We start from the raw sequence: 17405 nt of genomic DNA on the forward strand, positions 1-17405 counted from the left end.
GAAAACGCGACGGTGCTGGCGGTAAACAAGATTTGCGACAGCACTTGGTAACGATCACACTTTTAACTTCGCACAAATTTGAAATCTTTGCGCGCAAAACTCAACGAATTTTTGGTTTCTTTTGTGTTTAGTCTATACCTTTGGAGTGTTTATCCGCCCCAACGCGTCCAAAACGGCAGCGCCGGTTTTAATTCCATCCAGAAATCTGACAATCTCCAAATTCTCATTTGGTGCGTGGTTAGCCTCGTCTGCGTTGGCATAAGGAATAACGAAGGCGTCCTTGCCTAATATTTTTGTAAAGACGTAATCTGGCAGGGATCCCCCTACCGTGGGATAGATCAGAGGCTCGACCCCGCGGGCCGCGACAATCGCGTCGCGCAGTGGTTTGGCATATGGGCTGTCCAAGGGTGTCTTCGACGGCAGCATCCCGTTGTGGCGCACCACCTGAACGTTCGGGGCATGTCTGGCGACATGAGCCTCGATCCGCTCGAAAACGTAATTTGGCGTCAGCGGCTCGACCAGACGCACGTCGCATTTGGCAAATGCCTCATTCGGTAGAACTGTCTTGCTGCCGGGTCCGCCATAGCCGCCATGCAGGCCATTGATGGTCAGCGTCGGGTGGAACATCAGCCGGTCCCAATAGGGGCGCTCGAGCGGACCGTCCATCTGATCCAGTGCCAGATCTTCCATCACCGCCTTTTCGTCGTCAGGCAGGCGAGCCACGGCGTCGCGTTCCAGATTGGTTGGCGGCATCACCGGTTCGGTCAGACCCTCAACCGTGATGTTGCCGTCGGCGTCTTTCATCGTGGCCAACAAGTGAACCAGCGTCCAGATCGGGTTGGGCACCACGCCGCCGTAATTGCCGGAATGCACATCTCGGGCCGCCCCTTTGGCCACCAGATCGAACGAGGCCACGCCACGCACGCCAAAGTTAATCACGGGCGCGCCGCTTTCATGCAGGGGCCCGTCCGAGGTGACAACCAGATCGGCCTGTAGCCGATCCGCGTTCTGTTGCACGAACTCGGCGATTTGGGGTGAACCAATCTCTTCTTCACCCTCCAGCAGGAAGATGATGTTGCAGGGCAGGGTGCCATTCACGGCCAGATGCGTCTCAATCGCCAGAAGCTGCGCGAAGTGCTGCCCCTTGTTGTCGCCAATCCCGCGGGCCCAGATGCGGCCATCCCGCAGCGTTGGCTCGAAGGGCGGGCTGACCCACTGGTCCAGGGGGTCAGGGGGTTGCACGTCATAATGACCGTACAGCAGCACGGTGGGCTTTTCGGGATCAACGGTGGCGTGGCCTAGCACGAAGGGATGTCCCGGTGTTTCGACCAAACCAGCATCGAACCCAAGATCGGAGAGAAACCCGACCAGCATGGTCGCGACCTCGCGTATGCCAATGTCATGGGCCGAGATCGACGGGTGGCGCACATAATCCATCACCCGCGCGATGAAACTGTCGGCCTGCGTGTCGATATGGTCGAAAAGGGCTTGGGTCATTCTGTGTCTTTCATAAGCAATAGAGCGCCCGATGGGTGGACCGTCGCGGCCCATCCGGGTGCGATCAAGGCGGTGGTGTCCAACTGGGTCAGGATTGCCGGTCCGGTGATTGTGGCCTCGGCTCCAAGCGCTGCGCGGTCATAGATAGGCGTCTCGGCCAGCCCGGTTGGCCAATAGACCTGTTGCATCTGCAAGGGTGCGGGCTGGTCAGTCTTGTCCAACGTCGGAGTTTGCACCGGAGCGGTCTTGCCGACGGCCTCGATCCGCAATGTGACCAGCTCAATCGGAGCATCCAAAACGAAGCCGTACAGAGACCTGTGCGCCTCGCGGAACCGGGTTTCCGTATCGTTAGGTGTTTCGGCCCAATCGATCGCGATTTCCCCACCCTGTCCGTGAAAGCGCAATAAGGCGCGGGCCTTAAGCGCCCTCTGCTCGGGTGCAATGCCTTCGTGATCCATCCAATCAGAGGCATCTTGCGTCAATTCCGCCACGATGCTGTCTCCCAAATCCTGATCGACCGGGCCAGGCTTGGGCAACGCCCGGGTGAATTCGGCCTTCATGTCGGCGGCCAACAACCCTGCGGCACAAAGTAGCCCAGGCGCGGCGGGGATCATTACTTGGTTGATCCCCAGTAAATCGGCCAAAGCACAACCATGCAGCGGGCCAGCCCCGCCAAAGGGAACAAGGGTGAAGTCGCGCGGGTCATGGCCGCGCTCGACGGAAACGGTGCGAACCGCGCCCACCATGTTGTTGTTCATGATGGCCAGAATGCCCTGCGCCGCCTCTTCGGGTGTCAGGCCAAGCGGGCGGGCGACATTGTCGGTGACGACGCCTTTGGCGGCCGTAACATCCAAAGACATCGCGCCACCCAGCAGGGCATGGGGCAGGGTGCCCAAAGTGACATGCGCGTCGGTGACGGTGGCTTCGGCCCCGCCATGCCCATAGGCCGCCGGTCCGGGCCGCGCCCCGGCCGAGTTTGGCCCGACCGACAGGGTGTTATGGGTCACCGCAGCGATAGACCCGCCCCCGGCGCCGATTGTCACCATATCCACCATCGGCAGGGATAAAGGCCATTCACCCACTTTGCCCTGTTGGGTCAGGTTGATCTGCCCGTCGCGGATCAGGCAGATATCGGCAGATGTGCCGCCGATATCCACAGTGATGATATCCTTGATCCCGCAGGCCGCCGCCGCATCGACCGCGCCCACCACGCCTGCGGCAGGGCCAGACAGTGCGGTTAAAGCAGGCGCCGTGCGGATCGCTTCGGTCCCCGCGACACCGCCATTGGATTGCATCAGCAACAGAGGCGAGCTCGCCTGCGCTTCGGCCAGCCGGTTTTCCAGACGTGAGATATAGGTTGATACCCCCGGCATCACATTTGCGTTTAAGACGGTGGCCAGAGAGCGTTCGAATTCGCGCACCACAGGCAGAACATCCGTAGAGCAGGTGATGGCGACATCTGGCAGCGCTGCGCGCAACAGCTGGGCCACGCGTTTTTCATGAGTGGGGTTGGCATAGGCGTGCAAAAGGCAGATGGCGATGGCCTCGACCTGCTGGACGCGCAGGCTGTCCACCAGCGCGGTCACGCTACTTTCGTCCAGTTTTTCGACCACATGACCGCCGGTGCCGATCCGTTCATCGACCTCATGAATGCGGTCTGCCGGAACGGGCCTTGCGGGTTTAACCCAAGTGAACAGATTGGCGTGGCGCGGGATGTCTTGTCGCCCGATCTCAAGCACGTGGCGGAATCCGCGGGTCGTCACAAGGGCAGTGCGCGCGCCTTTGCCTTCGAGGATCATGTTCGTGGCAACCGTCGTACCGTGCAGAACGCGCGACAGGTCGGCGGCGCTAAGCCCCGCATCCTCCAACACCATGTTCACGCCGGTCATAAACGCCTGCGACGGGTCGCTGGGCACCGAGGCGGTCTTGGCCCGCCACACCGCGCCAGAGCTGCGGTCAAGCAACGAGATATCCGTGAAAGTCCCGCCTATATCAACGGCCACGGCAAAGGACGGGTCAAAGAACATATCAGACGAGGGCATCGACATACTCCTGTCGGTAAAAGCGGCGGGTTTCGGGCCTGTTGGCGCGCAGGGTCTGCGTGGCTTGCACGTCCAGCGTGTCGCTCGCGACAACCACACCATATTCGGACCGGGCGGCATCAACGGTGACAAAGCCGCTTAGAACATCCTGCAACACGGTCTCTGCGGGCCGGTCATAGGGATGGCCGTAGCCACCACCGCCCCCGGTCTCGATCCGCAGGATGTCGCCGCGTTTGAGCATGTTACCATCCGACAGCGGATCAAGGCGCACCTCTTGCGGCGTGCCCGGGTTCACGATGGCGATGCCATGGCGACCAGATTTGCCGCCGTGAATGCCCCATGGCGGGTTCTGAACGCTGTCGATACGGATGGCGACCATGGTTTCTTCGGCCAGAATTTCATATTCGCGGACGATCCCGCACCCGCCGCGATACCGACCCGCTCCGCCGGAATCCGTAACGATGCCATAGCTGCGCATGGTCACGGGATAGCCCGCTTCCAGAAACTCGACCGGATAGTTTTCCTGCGCCACGAAATAGACCGCATCTATTCCGTCCGCCGTGGACCGTGCGCCATAGCCAACGCCGATCCCATCCGCCAACAAGTAGGGTTCCAGCGTCCCATCCTTGGTGCGGTACTTCCCGCGCATGATGTTGACCACATAGGCCGAGTTCGCCGCCGGGGCTTCACCACCGCCCGCGTTCAACAGCCCGCACATGGCCGAGATCATCCGCATCGCGGTCAGGCCGCGCAGACCCAGTGGGGCGGGGTATTCTGGTTGCAGAAAGCTGCCCTTGCGAAATAGGACCTCGTCCAGCGCATTGGGCCCCCCTGCATTGCAGACCTGACTGGGATCACCCCCCAGATAAAACAGACCCAGTGCCATACCGGGCACGCCGTTGTTCATCAGGTAGTTGATCGGGCCGGGGGCCTGATCGTCACTGTCGCGGGCGTCGAAAGTGAAATGATCCGCACCATCTGCGCCCTTTGCGCGAGTTAGCGAGAAGCGCATGTGGAATGGACCGTTGCCGTGCCCATCTGTGTCAATCGCGTCGGTGAAGGAATAGGTGCCGTAGTCGAAAGTCTCGGCCATCTTGTCCCGCACCAGATTTCGCGTGCGTTCCAGCAACTGCGCCAACGCGTCTTCGGTCACGTCCGGCCCGAACCGGTCGAGGATTTCACCCACTCGGCGCACGCCAAGTTCGACACTGGCCATCAGCGCGCGCATGTCGCCTTCGCTCTGCTCTGGATAGCGGGAATTGCGGTGGAAGATATCCAGCACAGCCTGATTGACGCGGCCCGCCTCGACCATCTTGGTCACGGGGATCATGACGCCTTCCTGAAAGATGTCGGTGGCATCAGGGCTGATCGAGCCGGGACGCAAGCCGCCGATATCGGCGAAATGCGCCCAGCTCATGACAAAAGCGCAGACACGGCCCTCACGAAACACCGGGGCCAGCAGGACCTGATCGTTGGAATGGGAAATCGCGCCGTATGAGCCGTAGCAGTCATTGTACCAGTAGACGTCGCCGTCCTGCATCGTCTCAATCGGGAATTTTTCCAGCACGGGTCGGGTCATGTCGCCAAAGATCGGCACCATCGACCCCACGGCCATCGTGCCATTGCCGTCAAACAGCGCCGTATAGAAATCCTTCTTTTCGCGGATAAAGGCGGAAATGGCCGTGCGCTCGATCAGCGCCTCCATTTCGGATTGCGCGGCGGCAATGGCTCCACGGATGATTTCGAGCGAGACCGGATCGCACAGCGCCGCTGTTTTAAGCGTTGAGGGCTTGTTCATGGTCATCTCCCATCTGGTAAGCTGAGAAAATGCACGGTGACGCAGACCGTGCGCGTATATGTGGCTGCCCAAGTCATTCTTCGGCGAAGTGACACGCGACGCGGCGCGTTCCTATGGGGCGGGGTATTGGGACTTCGTCGGCGCATCGGGTTTGCGCGCGGGGGCAGCGGTCGCGGAACACGCAGCCCGAAGGCGGATTTCGCGGGTCCGGGGCACCGCTGCCTATGGGCAGGGGATCATGGCTTTGGTCCACATGGGGCGTAGGCACCGCCGCGACCAGCGCCTGACTGTAAGGGTGCAGTGGGGCATGCACGATGTCCTCGGTCGGGCCGTCTTCCATGATCCGGCCCAGATACATGACGATGGTGCGGTCACAGACATAGCGCACCAGCGCCAGATCGTGGCTGATATAGATCGCCGTCAGCCCCAGCCGGTCGCGCACATCGCGAAAGACGTTCAGCACGCCTGCCCGCACCGATACGTCCAGCATCGAGACAGGTTCATCCGCGACCACGAATTCCGGCTGAAGGATCAGCGCGCGGGCCATGACGACGCGCTGCAACTGCCCGCCGGAGAGTTGATGGGGATACCGCTCCAGAAATTGTTTCGGATCGCCCAGCCCGACCAACTCCAGTGCGTCGATGACGCGGGTATGCCATTCGTCACGCGGAATGCGGGCGTTGGCCAGCGGTTCTTCCAGCGTCTTTCGGATGGAATAGCGCGGGTTCACCGCATCGAACGGGTTCTGGAAAATCATCTGCGACCGGCTGCGGAAGGCGCGCAGCTCATCGCCCGACAGATCCTTGATCTCTTGCCCGTCAAACCGGGCCGAGCCACCCGTCACCTCCTCCAGCCGCACAAGGATGCGACCCATCGAGGTTTTTCCGCAGCCGGATTCGCCCAGCAGACCGACGCTTTCGCCCTTGTTCAGGGTCAGCGTCACGCCATCCACTGCCTTCACGGTTGAGGGCAGCCCCATCATCGCTGAGATCGCGTTGCCGATCTTGTAGTGCAACTGCACGTTTTCCATCTGGATCATCGGGTGGGTCATGCGGCGGTCCCCCATGTCGCAGGGTCCAGCGCCACTTCGCGCAAGGTGGCGGCCTCATCGGCGCGGTGGCAGGCGACGTGGTGGTCTGCGGCGGCTTCGGTCAGCGGTGGCTCTGTGCTGCGACACAGTTCGGTGGCGAAGGGGCAGCGCGGGGCAAAGCGGCAGCCTTTGGGCGGATCAATCAGGTCCGGCGGGCTGCCCGCGATAGGGGTCAGAACACCGGTTCCGGCGGATTGCAGATCGGGAAACGCGTTTTTCAGCCCCATCGTGTAGGGGTGCAGCGGTTCATTCAGCAGGGTCGCGGTGTCGCAGTTTTCAACGACCTTGCCCGCGTACATCACCACCGTGCGGTCGCAGATATAGGCCACGACCGAGATATCATGCGTCACCATGATGACAGACAAGCCAAGGTCGCGTTGCAGGCTGCGCAACTGGTCCAGAATCTGGCGCTGAATGATGACGTCTAACGCTGTAACCGGCTCATCCGCCACGACCAGTTTCGGGTTCAGCGCCAGCGCCAGCGCAATCGCCGCGCGTTGCCGCATGCCGCCCGAGAATTGATGCGGGAAATCGCGGAGGCGACCCGGATCAATCCCCACCATCTCAAACAATTCGACGGCACGCGCGCGGGCTTGTTGCTTGCTCATTCCGCCTCGGTCGCGCAGCACCTCCAAGATTTGATATTCTACGCGATAGACGGGATCGAGCGAGTTCATCGCCGATTGCGGAATGAACGAAATATCGCGCCAGCGCAGGTTGTTCATTTCACGCTCGGACATCGCGGCAAGGTCTTGTCCGGCGAACTGCATCGCGCCGGCGGCAATACGCGCATTGTCGGCAATCACTCGGGTCAAGGCTCGGGCCATGGTGGTCTTGCCGCAACCTGATTCCCCCACCAAACCGACGATGGCGCCTTGCGGGACGTCGAAAGACGCCTCACTGACCGCGACCACATCCAGTGCGCCCACCTGATAGGCAATCGACAGGTCTTGGATGGAAAGAAGCGTGTCTGCCATTGTCAGCGCCCCAGCTTCGGAAACAGCAGGTTTTCATACCCACGCGAGATGAAGAAACCGGCACTGACCACAAGGATGATGGCCAGTCCCGGCGGGATGAACCAGTAATAAGCTTGCCGCGCCAACGCCTGACTCGCAAAGGCGTCCTGCAGCATGAAACCCCAGCTAATCGCATCCGGATCGCCGAAACCTAGGAAGCTGATTGATGCCTCGGTCAGGATGGCCCAGCCAATGGCAATCGAGCCATACAAAAAGCTCAGCGGCAGGATATTCGGGGTGATGTGGCGCAGGATGATCTTCAGATCGGAAGACCCGACAACACGCGCCGCCTCTACATATCCGCGCGAGCGCAGGGATAGGACCTGCGATCGGATCACCCGGCCCGTGTCGCGCCATAGCACCAGCGCCATGGCGATGACCGTGTTCCATATCGACGGCTCGGAAAAGGCCGAGATCACGATGACGAAGGGCAGGAACGGGATGCCGAAGGCCACATCGGCCAGTCGCATTAGAAAGGCGTCGACACGGCCTCCGAAATACCCTGCCAGCAATCCCACGACCGAGCCGATGAACGCTACCATGAACGCCGCCGTGAACCCCACCAACAAGGCTGATCTGGCCCCCCAGACGATCTGGGAAAAGATATCGCGGCCAAGGGATGTGGTGCCTAGAATATGCCCCTCTTCCCCCGGCAACAGGTCCGAGGCGAGGTCGTAGTCCTCGGTATAAAGGATCTCGGTCGGGTCGTAAGGTGCAATCAGAGGCGCAGCGATGGCCGTGAAAATGAACAGCGCATAGATGATCAGACCTGCCGACGCGAACGGGTCGCCAACGGGCAGCTTGATCGCCTCGAATATGCGCGCGATGCCCGAGGAGGGTGCCTTGACGCTGGTATCAGGCATGGGAAATCCTCGGGTCCAGGAAGGTATAGAGCAGATCGGCAATCAGGTTCATCGTGATGACCACGATGGCGATCATCAAAAACGCACCTTGCGCCAGCGGATAATCCGAGGCGGCGACCGCGTTCACCAGCTCTCGCCCCAGACCGGGCCAGGAAAACACGCTCTCGACCACCACGTTGCCCTGAAGCTGATAGCCCACTGCGATGGCGAACGAGGTCATCACTGGCAGCAAAGCGTTTCGCGCGCCGTGCCGGATCACCACAGCCGAGGGCGACAGCCCCTTGATCTTGGCCATAGTGACGAAATCCTCTTTCATCACGTCCAGCATGTTCGACCGCATCAGCAGCAACGGCAGACCTTGCGAGTAAATCGCCAGTGTCATCATCGGCAGGAACAGATGCGAAAGGAAATTGGCCGAGGTATAAAGCTGCCACAGGCTGTCATAACTGGTGCCGGCTGACCGCGTGCCGCCAGCGGGGAACCAGCCCAGCGAGAAGGAAAAAATCGCCAGTAGCACCATGCCCAGCCAGAACTCAGGCATAGCACGGGTGGCCAGAATGGCGGGTAAGGCAGCAGCCTCGAACCGTGAATTGCGCTTCCAAGCCAGCCATGCCCCAGCGAGGATTCCGAATGTGTAAGCCACGATCAGGGATGAGAATGTCAGGATCAGCGTATTGGGCAGCAACAGCATGATCCGTTCGGCCACAGGTGTGCGATAGCGGAAGGAATAGCCAAGCTCACCCTGCAACAGATTGCCCAGATAGGTAAAATACTGTTGCCACAAGGGTTTATCGAGGCCAAATTGCCGGATCAGTGCCTCTTGCTGTTCGGCTGTGAAGGTCGGGTCAATATAGGCGGCCAGCGGGTTGCCGGGCATCAGACGGAACATCAGGAACAGGATCGTCACGACCGCCCAGAGGACGAGCATCAATTGCAGCGTACGTATTAGGAAAGGCTTGAGAGTGCTCATCTCTGTCCTGAAAGCGCCCCGAAGGGTTTGGTTGTAGTGGGAAGAATGGCGCGGCGGTTGCCCGCCGCGCCAGCCCGACGGAGATCAGTCCGCGAGTGTTTCCTTAACTCCGTCGGGATAGGTCAGCCGATCCCCAACGCCGCCATAGCCGGCCTCTTGCAGGATTGACTTGGCTACGTCGCTACCGGCTTCGAACCCGGTCACGACATCTTCGGCGTGCCAATATTCCAACGCCGGGGAGACGACAGAGTTGGATGGGACGGCGAATTTCTTGAAGGCCGCGTTTACGATCAAGCGACGATCGACCGCAGCCGACAACGCACGACGGAAGGCCGGGTCATTGAACGGCGGACGGCGCAGGTTGAAGGCCACGTAGCGGAAGCCGATGTCGACCGTCGAGACGACCTCGAGGTCGCCATCCTGCTCGGCGGCATCCAGCAGCACTTGCGGATCGCCCTGGAAATCAGTGAGGAAGTTCAGCTCACCCGACCGCAACATCCCCAACGCGGCTTCGGCGTTCGGAACCAGACGCAGGATGAAACGCTCGGCCTTGGGGGCGTTGAAGTGATCGGCATTGGCCTCAAGCACGATTTCCTCATTCGGCAGCCAGCGCACAAACTTGTACGCGCCCGAGCCAATAGGGATATCCTCCTGATAGCTTTCCGCATTCTCTTCCTTCGTAGACAGATCGGCCAGAATGGGTTCCCACACATGTTTCGGGATGATGTTGATCTTGGCCAGGCTGGACGTCAGGAACGAGGCTGAAGGCGTATTCAGCGTGAACACGATGGTGTTGTCGCCCTCGACATCGACACTGGCGACATTGCTGCCAAAGGGCGCATACATCGGCGCCTCGCCGCCGGTGGTCGCTGCGTAGGAAAAGACCACATCGTCAACCGTGACGGGATTGCCGTCGTGGAAGGTCAGTCCATCGCGCAAAGTGACGGCAATGGTGGTATCATCACGCCAATCATAGCTTTCCGCTGCCCAGGGCTGCGGCAGGCCATCGGGACCCACACGGAAAAGACGGTCATAGATCAGTTCCGTCAGCCAATTATCGGTCACGCCCGAGATATAAAGCGGGTTCACCGCAATTACGTTGTCCGAGCTGTTGACGATGATATCCTTCTGATTGCCCGTAGGCGTCAGACCCAGCCACGTCCAATAGCTGCGAATACCGATGCCGGACTGATCCACCACCGAGGCAGGGTCAAACACGGTCTTGTCAAAGGCAAAGGCTTGCTGTGGATGCACCAGCATCATATTTGGCTGATCGGCGTCCAGAATTTCCTGCGCTTTCAGCACCAGTTTCTGCCGCGCCTCTGGGTCGACCGTCACGCGCTGTTCTTCGACCAGTGCATCATATTCGGGGTTCTTGTAGCCGATGAAGTTATACCCGTTCTCGGCAGTTGAAGAATGGAACAGGTTATAGATGATTTCATCGGGGTCGGACCGCTCGGGCCGTCCGGTCATTTGCCAGGCCGTCACATCCCAGTCATCGCGGTTATACCAGACCGCATCGGCCATTTGCGACCAGGGCATGACATTCACATTCACGTCCAGCCCCAGCTTGCGCCATTCCTGGGCAATCAGCTGGATGGCCTGAAATTCGGCCGGTTGCGCGGCTTGTGGCCGTGTTAAAAGCTCAATCGTGCGGATCTGGTCCTGTGCGCTGGCACTTGCGGCCCAGAGCGATGCTCCGACGGCAAGTCCGGCAGCAGCCGTAACAAGAGTCTTCAATGTCGTTCTCCCGTTGGTTCGCCCACGATGCGCGCGGGCTGTTTCCATCATGGCGGTCGTTGTGGTGCCGCCTTATGCGCAATATCCGCTTCACGATTACCACCGTCCTGCGAGGCGATATTATTGTTTTACTGAATGAAACGAGTTTGCTAACGTTCATTCAGTAAAACACAGATTCGTTTAAAAGCAAGAGTGTCAGGGCTGCGCGTGTCACAAGATTCTTCCGACGCTGGAAAAGACCGAAAGTCGTATCGCATCGACGCGGTAGCCCGTGCCTTGCGCGTGATGGAGGCTTTGGCCGAAACCCCCGGCATCGGCGCGACGGCTCTGTCTGAACAGTTGGGGCTGACCAAGTCGATCGTCTTTCGCTTGCTGCAAACACTGGAAGAAGACGGCTATGTCCAGCGCGACCAGGAACGTGCAATCTATTCGCTGGGATACCGTATCGCGCTGCTTGGCGAACGGGTCGGGCGCGAGGGCGCCTTGCTGCAAGTGGCGCGCCCTGTGATGGACGCGCTACGGGATGATACGGGTGAGAATGTCAATCTAGTGATACGGGAAGCCACCGCGTCTGTGGCGATCGCAACGCGTGAGGGATTGTACAGTATAAGGCTTTTTGCGCAGCCGGGGCGGCGCGGGCCTTTGCATGCGGGCGGAGCATCGATGCTGCTGCTGGCCTATGCAGAACCTAGTATCCGCGACAGTGTTCTCTCCTCTGAGTTGGAGCAATTCAGCCCGCACACCATCACCGATCCCGACCGTCTGCGCGAGGTTTTGCTGCTGATCCGGACCAACGGATACAATGTCGCGATCAACGATCTGGATGACGGGGCCTTTTCTATCGCCGCGCCGATTCAAAACAGCGCGGGCGAAATCATCGCGGGTATCTCAGTCGCCGGGGCCTCGGTCCGGTTGGATGAAGTGCGTCGGGCGAGCTACATCAAAAAAGCTATTGCTGCTGCCAATGAGATCTCAGAAAAGCTGACATTGGGCTGAGAAAAACCTTCGCTTTTGCGTCGAGTGCTTTCCATTTTTTGCAATTTCCGAGCTAGGGCAGCGGGCCTTGCGCGGAATCACTTTGTCTGCATATGTTTTATTTGATGCTACCTCGTTTCACTCAATAAAACACTGGAGAAGCCTATGACCCCTCAGGAAACCGCCTTGCTGGACCAGGTTACGATTGATGAGCCTTGGGCGCTTGTAGAAAGCTTCTCGACCTTCAAGCGCGAGCATCCCGATGACGTCAATCGCGGCATGGATGAGGTGGTGGAACGTCTGACCAAACACGGCGTAGAAGTGAAGGTACATGAACCCGAGTTGTTCCTGAGTCTACCCGGTCAGGCCCGCATCGAAGCGGGCGGCGTGATTCACCGGGCCAAACCGCCTGCGTTCAGCGCTAATGCGCCTAATGGGTTCAGCGGACCTCTGGTCTATATCCGTGGCACGACCAATATGGATGAAGAGGACGCCTTTGAAAGCCAGCTTGAAGCGAGGCCCGAAATGGAAGCCCGCGTTCGGGGCAAGATCGTTCTGACCGAAGGGTTTGCTAGCCCGGCGATCATCTCGCTGATGGAAGGGTGCGGCGCAGTTGGGGTGATTGCGATCAATCCCGGCGTCGATATCCATTGGGGCATCTGCACGACGATCTGGGGCATCCCAAGTGTCAGTGACCTGCACCGTAAGCCAAACATTCCGGCGGCGGCGGTGAATATGGAAAGTGGAAAGGCCTTGATCGAGCTGGCGAAATCCGGGGGTGAGGCCACGATCTTTACCGAGATGGAGGAAGGCTGGTTCCGCTCGAAACTGCCCGAAATCACCATTCCCGGCACTGAAGAGCCTGAGAAATATGTACTGCTGCACGGTCATCTGGACAGTTGGGATGTGGGCGTCGGCGACAATGCCACCGGCGACGCCACGATGCTAGAGGTCGCACGCGTGCTGTGGGCCAATCGGGACAAGTTGCGGCGCACGATCAAGATCTGCTGGTGGCCCGGGCATTCGACCGGGCGGTACGCCGGATCGACCTGGTATTCGGACACGTTCGCGCTGGATCTGGATGAAAACTGCGTGGCGCAGGTGAATTGTGACAGCCCAGGCTGCCGGTGGGCGACCGAGTTCATCCATGTCTCGGTCATGTCCGAAGCGCATGATTTTCTGGCGGGGGTCATTCAGGATGTGGCCGGAAAAACGCTGCAATCCGAACGGCCGCATCGGGCTGGGGACTATTCCTTCAACGATATCGGGATTTCAAGTTATCTTATGCTATCCTCGGCCATGACCGACGCGCATCGGGAAGAGCTGGGGTACTACGCCGTCGGTGGGTGCGGTATGAACATCGCCTGGCATACCGAAAATGATACGCTTGAGATCGCCAACAAGGATATCCTGTTGCGCGACATCAAGGTCTATCTGCTGGCCGTCTTCCGCAACGCAAATGCGGGTCTTCTTCCGATGGACTGGCGTGCGACAGCGCGGGAGTTTCAGGCGACGATCGCGGATTATCAGCAGCAGGCCGGGGACGGGTTCGACCTGTCAGATGCCGCCTCTGCCGCAGACGATTTGCTGGCGGAATTGGAAACCTTCTACGACCGCGCCGCCAAGGGAGATATCCCTCAGGCGAAGGCTAACGCGGCTATTCAGGACCTTGCCCGCATATTGGTTCCGCTGAATTTCAACCGCTCGGACCGGTTCCGGCATGATCCGGCCCTGACCATTCCACCCCTTCCCGGATTGGAAGAAGCAACAAAGATAGCGTCCCGATCCAAAGACCTTTGGGGGTTTTCACGAACAGAACTGGTACGGGGTCAGAACCACGTAATCGCAGGGCTGAGACGCGCGCGCGCGCGCTGCGTCATCTAGCCCGGGGGTTACAGGCGCAGAAATTGAGACCAACTCCTGAGGTCGGGTAGCAAAACCCGGCCATTCATTCACACAGAAGTTTCATTTCTGATGCGTGCAACAAACTCCATGAAGGCGCGGATCACACGGACATCTGCCCGCTGCGTCAGATGAATCATGCTTTCTCCCATTTGCAGATCAACTCCTTCTAGCGGGATCTGCCGGATGCGATCATCCCGGCCAAATTCGGCCTGGGAAACGAACCCGATACCTGCCCCCGAGGCGACCAATTCGCGCACGGCTTCGCGCCCTTCAGCGACAATGGCAGGCTTCAATGTGAATCCGGCGCGCCGGGCTTCATCCTCCAGTTTCTGACGGGTTTTGGACCCTTTTTCGCGAAAGACCAAAGGATGGTTCTGCAATTCGGACATCGACAGAGACAGCAGATCATCCGAGACACGTTCGCGTGCGGCAAATCCGACGATCCGGGCTGAACCAAGGTCCAGCAAGGTCATGTCTTTTCCGGGGGAGGGGCTGCCAACAATGCCGATTTCCGCATTATAGGCTCGCAGTTCGTCTAAAACGTCGTTCGCATTCCCACTGCGGACGGTGATCGTGATGTTGGGGTACGCGGCCCGAAACTGCCCCAGATAGTCAGTCAGGTGATGCGCGGAGTCGGCGATTATGCGCAACTCTCCATCAATGGCTGCGCGAGATTCCGACAGGAAATCTTCGATCTGCGCCTCGGTCTCAAAATATTGCTTTGTGAACCGGAACAGACGCTCTCCGGCGGTGGTCAAGACCACCTGCTTGCGTTCACGCTGAAACAAAAGCAGGTCATGGTCCTGTTCCAACCGTCGGACCTGTTCCGAGACAGCAGGCTGAGTTAGAAACAGCGCTTCTGCCGCGCGAGAAAACCCGCCGTGCAAGGCCACATGATGAAAGGCACGAAGTTGACTGTAACGCATGAGGAACTACTGAAGCTCGATATATAGGCCAGATTTATTGATAGATTGATAATAGCAATTTTACATATGGCAAACCTCGTTGCAAATCAGTCGTGAAAACCTGGTGCAGGATCTTGATATGACCGGACACGACACAGCGATCCCGAAGCCGCAAATGGGCGAACCCTATCTTCTGACACCCGGCCCGCTGACCACTTCTTACGCGGTGAAACAGGCGATGTTGCGGGATTGGGGAAGCTGGGATGAAGATTTCCGTGCCATGACGCGTGAAATGCGTCGTCGGTTGCTGGCGCTGCTGGGCGAAGGTGCGGATGCGTTTGACTGCGTTCCCATGCAAGGCAGCGGCACATTCGCGGTTGAGGCGATGCTGGCCTCGTTCATTCCGAAAGAAGGCAAAGCGCTGGTGCTGGCGAATGGGGCTTATGGGCTGCGTTCGGCGCAGACGCTCGCCTATCTGGGGCGCGAACATGTGGTGTTGGACAAGGGCGACTACCTGCCGCCGCGTGGCGCGGAAGTGGCCGAGATTCTGGCGCATGACCCTTCGATAACCCACGTGATTGCCATCCACTGCGAAACAAGTTCCGGCATTTTGAATCCGGTCGAAGAAATCTCCGAAGCTGTCTACGCAGCGGGGCGCAAGTTGTTGATCGACTCGATGTCTGCTTTTGGCGCAATTGAGCTGAAGCCCTCGGACATCAGGTATGAAGCTGTCGTGTCATCGGCCAATAAATGCATCGAAGGCGTGCCGGGTTTTGGCTTTGTCATCGCCCGCAAGGACGAGCTTGAGGCGGCGAAAGGCAACAGCCACTCACTATCGCTGGATGTACATGCGCAATGGGCGCATATGGAAAAGACCGGCCAGTGGCGATTTACCCCGCCCACCCATGTGGTTTCTGCTTTTTTGGAAGCGCTGAAAGCCCATGAAGCCGAAGGTGGTGTTGCCGCGCGCGGCGCTCGCTATAGCCGCAACCGCGATGCGATGGTTGAGGGTATGCGCGCATTGGGGTTTGAGACGCTGTTGCAGAACCGTTGGTTGAGCCCGATCATCGTGACTTTCTTTTGCCCTGCGGACGAGAAGTTCGTTTTTGACCGCTTCTATGAGTTGATGAAGGGCAAGGGCTTTATCATCTATCCTGGCAAGCTGACTGTAGTGGACAGTTTCCGCGTCGGCTGCATCGGACAGATGGATGAACATGTGATGCGGCAGGTTGTGGCCGCCGCCAAAGACAGTCTGACCCAAATGGGGTCGCCAGCGCGACACCTCCGGCGCAGGCTCTGAAAGAACGCGCCAAACTGGCCGCATAAGAGACAAGGACACGCCTATGACCATTCAAACTCCCGTGACCGCGAATGAGCGCGTCTACCCGTCCCCCAAAGTCCCCGCCATCGCCATCTGCCTGGACGGGTGCGAGCCGGAATATCTGGAAGTGGCCATTGCCAAGGGCCTGATGCCGACACTTAAACGTATTCGCGAGACTGGCACCGACCGACTGGCCCATTCGGTGATCCCCAGCTTTACCAACCCCAACAACCTGTCCATTGCCACCGGTCGTCCGCCGATTGTCCATGGTATCTGCGGCAACTACCTGATCGACCCTGACAGCGGCGAAGAGGTGATGATGAACGACGTGCGCTTTCTGCGCGCGCCGACCATCTTTTCGCATTTCTATGATGCGGGCTATCGTGTTGCCATGGTCACGGCCAAGGACAAGCTGCGCGCGCTGCTGGGCGCGGGCCTGAAATTCGACGAAGACCGCGCGGTGGCTTTTTCTTCAGAACGTTCGGGCGAGACTACCAAGGCCGAGCATGGCATCGACAATGCCAGTGCATGGCTGGGCATGCCGGTGCCCGAGGTATACTCGGCGGATCTGTCCGAATTCGTCTTTGCCGCAGGCGTCAAGCTGCTGAAAGAGTTCAAGCCCGACATCATGTATCTGTCGACCACGGACTACATCCAGCACAAGTTCGCCCCCGAACAGCAGGGCGCACTGGATTTCTTCGCCATGTTCGACAAATACCTAGCGCAGCTGGATGAGATGGGCGCGGCCATTGTCGTCACCGCGGACCACGGCATGAAGCCCAAGCACAACGCTGCGGGTGAGCCCAATGTGATCTACGCGCAGGATCTGATGGATGAATGGCTGGGCGAAGGTCAGGCCCGCGTGATCCTGCCGATTACTGACCCCTATGTGGTCCATCACGGCGCGCTTGGCGCCTTTGCTACCGCTTATCTGCCCGAGGGCGCGGATCGCGCGGAGATCATGGCCAAGCTGGACGCAAGGGACGAGTTGATCCTGGTGGTGGATAAGGAAGAGGCAATCAAACGCTTTGAGCTGCCTGCCGACCGGATTGGGGATATCGTGATGATCTCAGGCGAGAATATGACGATTGGAACTTCGGCCGACCGTCACGATCTGGCCGCGCTGAAAGAGCCGCTGCGCAGCCATGGCGGCTTGACCGAGCAAGAGGTACCCTTCATCGTCAACCGGGTCGTTGATCTGGGCAACGCGCCCGATCTGCGCAACTTTGATGCGTTTTTCTACGCCACTACAGCGGCGGCACAATAAGTTATGAAAGATCAGC

13 protein-coding genes are annotated in these 17405 nt (G+C 59.1%); 4 read left to right on the top strand and 9 right to left on the bottom strand.

All coding sequences use genetic code 11. From position 1 onward, the window contains the following. Positions 1-132: 132 nt before the first annotated feature. The 8 genes from ACR3E7_RS19780 to ACR3E7_RS19815 form a co-directional block, all read right to left on the bottom strand. On the bottom strand, positions 133-1497 hold the full coding sequence (locus ACR3E7_RS19780) for a M20/M25/M40 family metallo-hydrolase (RefSeq protein ID WP_480504677.1): 1365 nt from the start codon (positions 1495-1497) through the stop codon (positions 133-135). Then, entirely contained in the window at positions 1494-3539 is a 2046-nt protein-coding gene (locus ACR3E7_RS19785; RefSeq protein ID WP_480504675.1) for a hydantoinase/oxoprolinase family protein, read from the bottom strand. Before ACR3E7_RS19785 ends, ACR3E7_RS19780 begins: the two co-directional genes overlap by 4 nt. Further along, complete coding sequence (locus tag ACR3E7_RS19790) at positions 3526-5337, bottom strand: hydantoinase B/oxoprolinase family protein (protein WP_237217958.1); 1812 nt, start codon at positions 5335-5337, stop codon at positions 3526-3528. Before ACR3E7_RS19790 ends, ACR3E7_RS19785 begins: the two co-directional genes overlap by 14 nt. A gap of 73 nt (positions 5338-5410) precedes the next feature. Continuing rightward, the gene (locus ACR3E7_RS19795) at positions 5411-6388 is read right to left on the bottom strand and encodes an ABC transporter ATP-binding protein (protein ID WP_170789120.1); all 978 of its coding nucleotides are present in this window, start codon (positions 6386-6388) and stop codon (positions 5411-5413) included. Further along, positions 6385-7404, bottom strand: coding sequence for an ABC transporter ATP-binding protein (locus tag ACR3E7_RS19800; RefSeq protein WP_170789121.1), 1020 nt, complete (start codon positions 7402-7404; stop codon positions 6385-6387). The genes ACR3E7_RS19795 and ACR3E7_RS19800 overlap by 4 nt, the downstream gene beginning before the upstream one ends. Before the next feature lie 2 nt (positions 7405-7406). Next, entirely contained in the window at positions 7407-8306 is a 900-nt protein-coding gene (locus ACR3E7_RS19805; protein ID WP_480504672.1) for an ABC transporter permease, read from the bottom strand. Beyond that, entirely contained in the window at positions 8299-9276 is a 978-nt protein-coding gene (locus ACR3E7_RS19810) for an ABC transporter permease (protein ID WP_170789124.1), read from the bottom strand. The genes ACR3E7_RS19805 and ACR3E7_RS19810 overlap by 8 nt, the downstream gene beginning before the upstream one ends. Positions 9277-9360: 84 nt before the next feature. After that, entirely contained in the window at positions 9361-11016 is a 1656-nt protein-coding gene (locus tag ACR3E7_RS19815; protein WP_480504670.1) for an ABC transporter substrate-binding protein, read from the bottom strand. A gap of 207 nt (positions 11017-11223) precedes the next feature. Here ACR3E7_RS19815 and ACR3E7_RS19820 point away from each other — a divergent pair, with 207 nt between their 5' ends. Then, positions 11224-12012, top strand: coding sequence for an IclR family transcriptional regulator (locus tag ACR3E7_RS19820; RefSeq protein ID WP_170789129.1), 789 nt, complete (start codon positions 11224-11226; stop codon positions 12010-12012). Between the two features lie 144 nt (positions 12013-12156). Further along, on the top strand, positions 12157-13875 hold the full coding sequence (locus ACR3E7_RS19825) for a M28 family peptidase (protein WP_480504668.1): 1719 nt from the start codon (positions 12157-12159) through the stop codon (positions 13873-13875). 68 nt (positions 13876-13943) lie between these two features. Here the strand turns inward: ACR3E7_RS19825 and ACR3E7_RS19830 are convergent, their stop codons facing one another. Then, positions 13944-14822 (bottom strand): LysR substrate-binding domain-containing protein, encoded by an 879-nt coding sequence (locus ACR3E7_RS19830; RefSeq protein WP_480504666.1) that lies wholly within the window; start codon positions 14820-14822, stop codon positions 13944-13946. Positions 14823-14940: 118 nt separating this feature from the next. Between ACR3E7_RS19830 and ACR3E7_RS19835 the strand changes: the two genes are divergently transcribed. Together ACR3E7_RS19835 and phnA are read left to right on the top strand one after the other, a co-directional pair. Continuing rightward, positions 14941-16101 carry a 2-aminoethylphosphonate--pyruvate transaminase gene (locus ACR3E7_RS19835; protein WP_480504664.1) on the top strand — a complete coding sequence of 387 codons (1161 nt, stop codon included), beginning with the start codon at positions 14941-14943 and terminating at the stop codon, positions 16099-16101. Positions 16102-16144: 43 nt separating this feature from the next. Beyond that, positions 16145-17389, top strand: a complete 1245-nt coding sequence (gene phnA / locus ACR3E7_RS19840) for a phosphonoacetate hydrolase (RefSeq protein ID WP_480504662.1) — start codon at positions 16145-16147, stop codon at positions 17387-17389. The last annotated feature ends 16 nt before the right edge of the window (positions 17390-17405 follow it).

The organism is Ruegeria sp. BK1 (assembly GCF_056535645.1).

Coding starts and splice junctions, on each gene's coding strand:
- ACR3E7_RS19795 (WP_170789120.1), bottom strand. CDS start 6,388: ATGACCCACCCGATGATCCAGATGGAAAACGTGCAGTTGCACTACAAG.
- ACR3E7_RS19790 (WP_237217958.1), bottom strand. CDS start 5,337: ATGAACAAGCCCTCAACGCTTAAAACAGCGGCGCTGTGCGATCCGGTC.
- ACR3E7_RS19785 (WP_480504675.1), bottom strand. CDS start 3,539: ATGCCCTCGTCTGATATGTTCTTTGACCCGTCCTTTGCCGTGGCCGTT.
- ACR3E7_RS19835 (WP_480504664.1), top strand. CDS start 14,941: ATGACCGGACACGACACAGCGATCCCGAAGCCGCAAATGGGCGAACCC.
- ACR3E7_RS19805 (WP_480504672.1), bottom strand. CDS start 8,306: ATGCCTGATACCAGCGTCAAGGCACCCTCCTCGGGCATCGCGCGCATA.
- phnA (WP_480504662.1), top strand. CDS start 16,145: ATGACCATTCAAACTCCCGTGACCGCGAATGAGCGCGTCTACCCGTCC.
- ACR3E7_RS19825 (WP_480504668.1), top strand. CDS start 12,157: ATGACCCCTCAGGAAACCGCCTTGCTGGACCAGGTTACGATTGATGAG.
- ACR3E7_RS19830 (WP_480504666.1), bottom strand. CDS start 14,822: ATGCGTTACAGTCAACTTCGTGCCTTTCATCATGTGGCCTTGCACGGC.
- ACR3E7_RS19780 (WP_480504677.1), bottom strand. CDS start 1,497: ATGACCCAAGCCCTTTTCGACCATATCGACACGCAGGCCGACAGTTTC.
- ACR3E7_RS19810 (WP_170789124.1), bottom strand. CDS start 9,276: ATGAGCACTCTCAAGCCTTTCCTAATACGTACGCTGCAATTGATGCTC.
- ACR3E7_RS19800 (WP_170789121.1), bottom strand. CDS start 7,404: ATGGCAGACACGCTTCTTTCCATCCAAGACCTGTCGATTGCCTATCAG.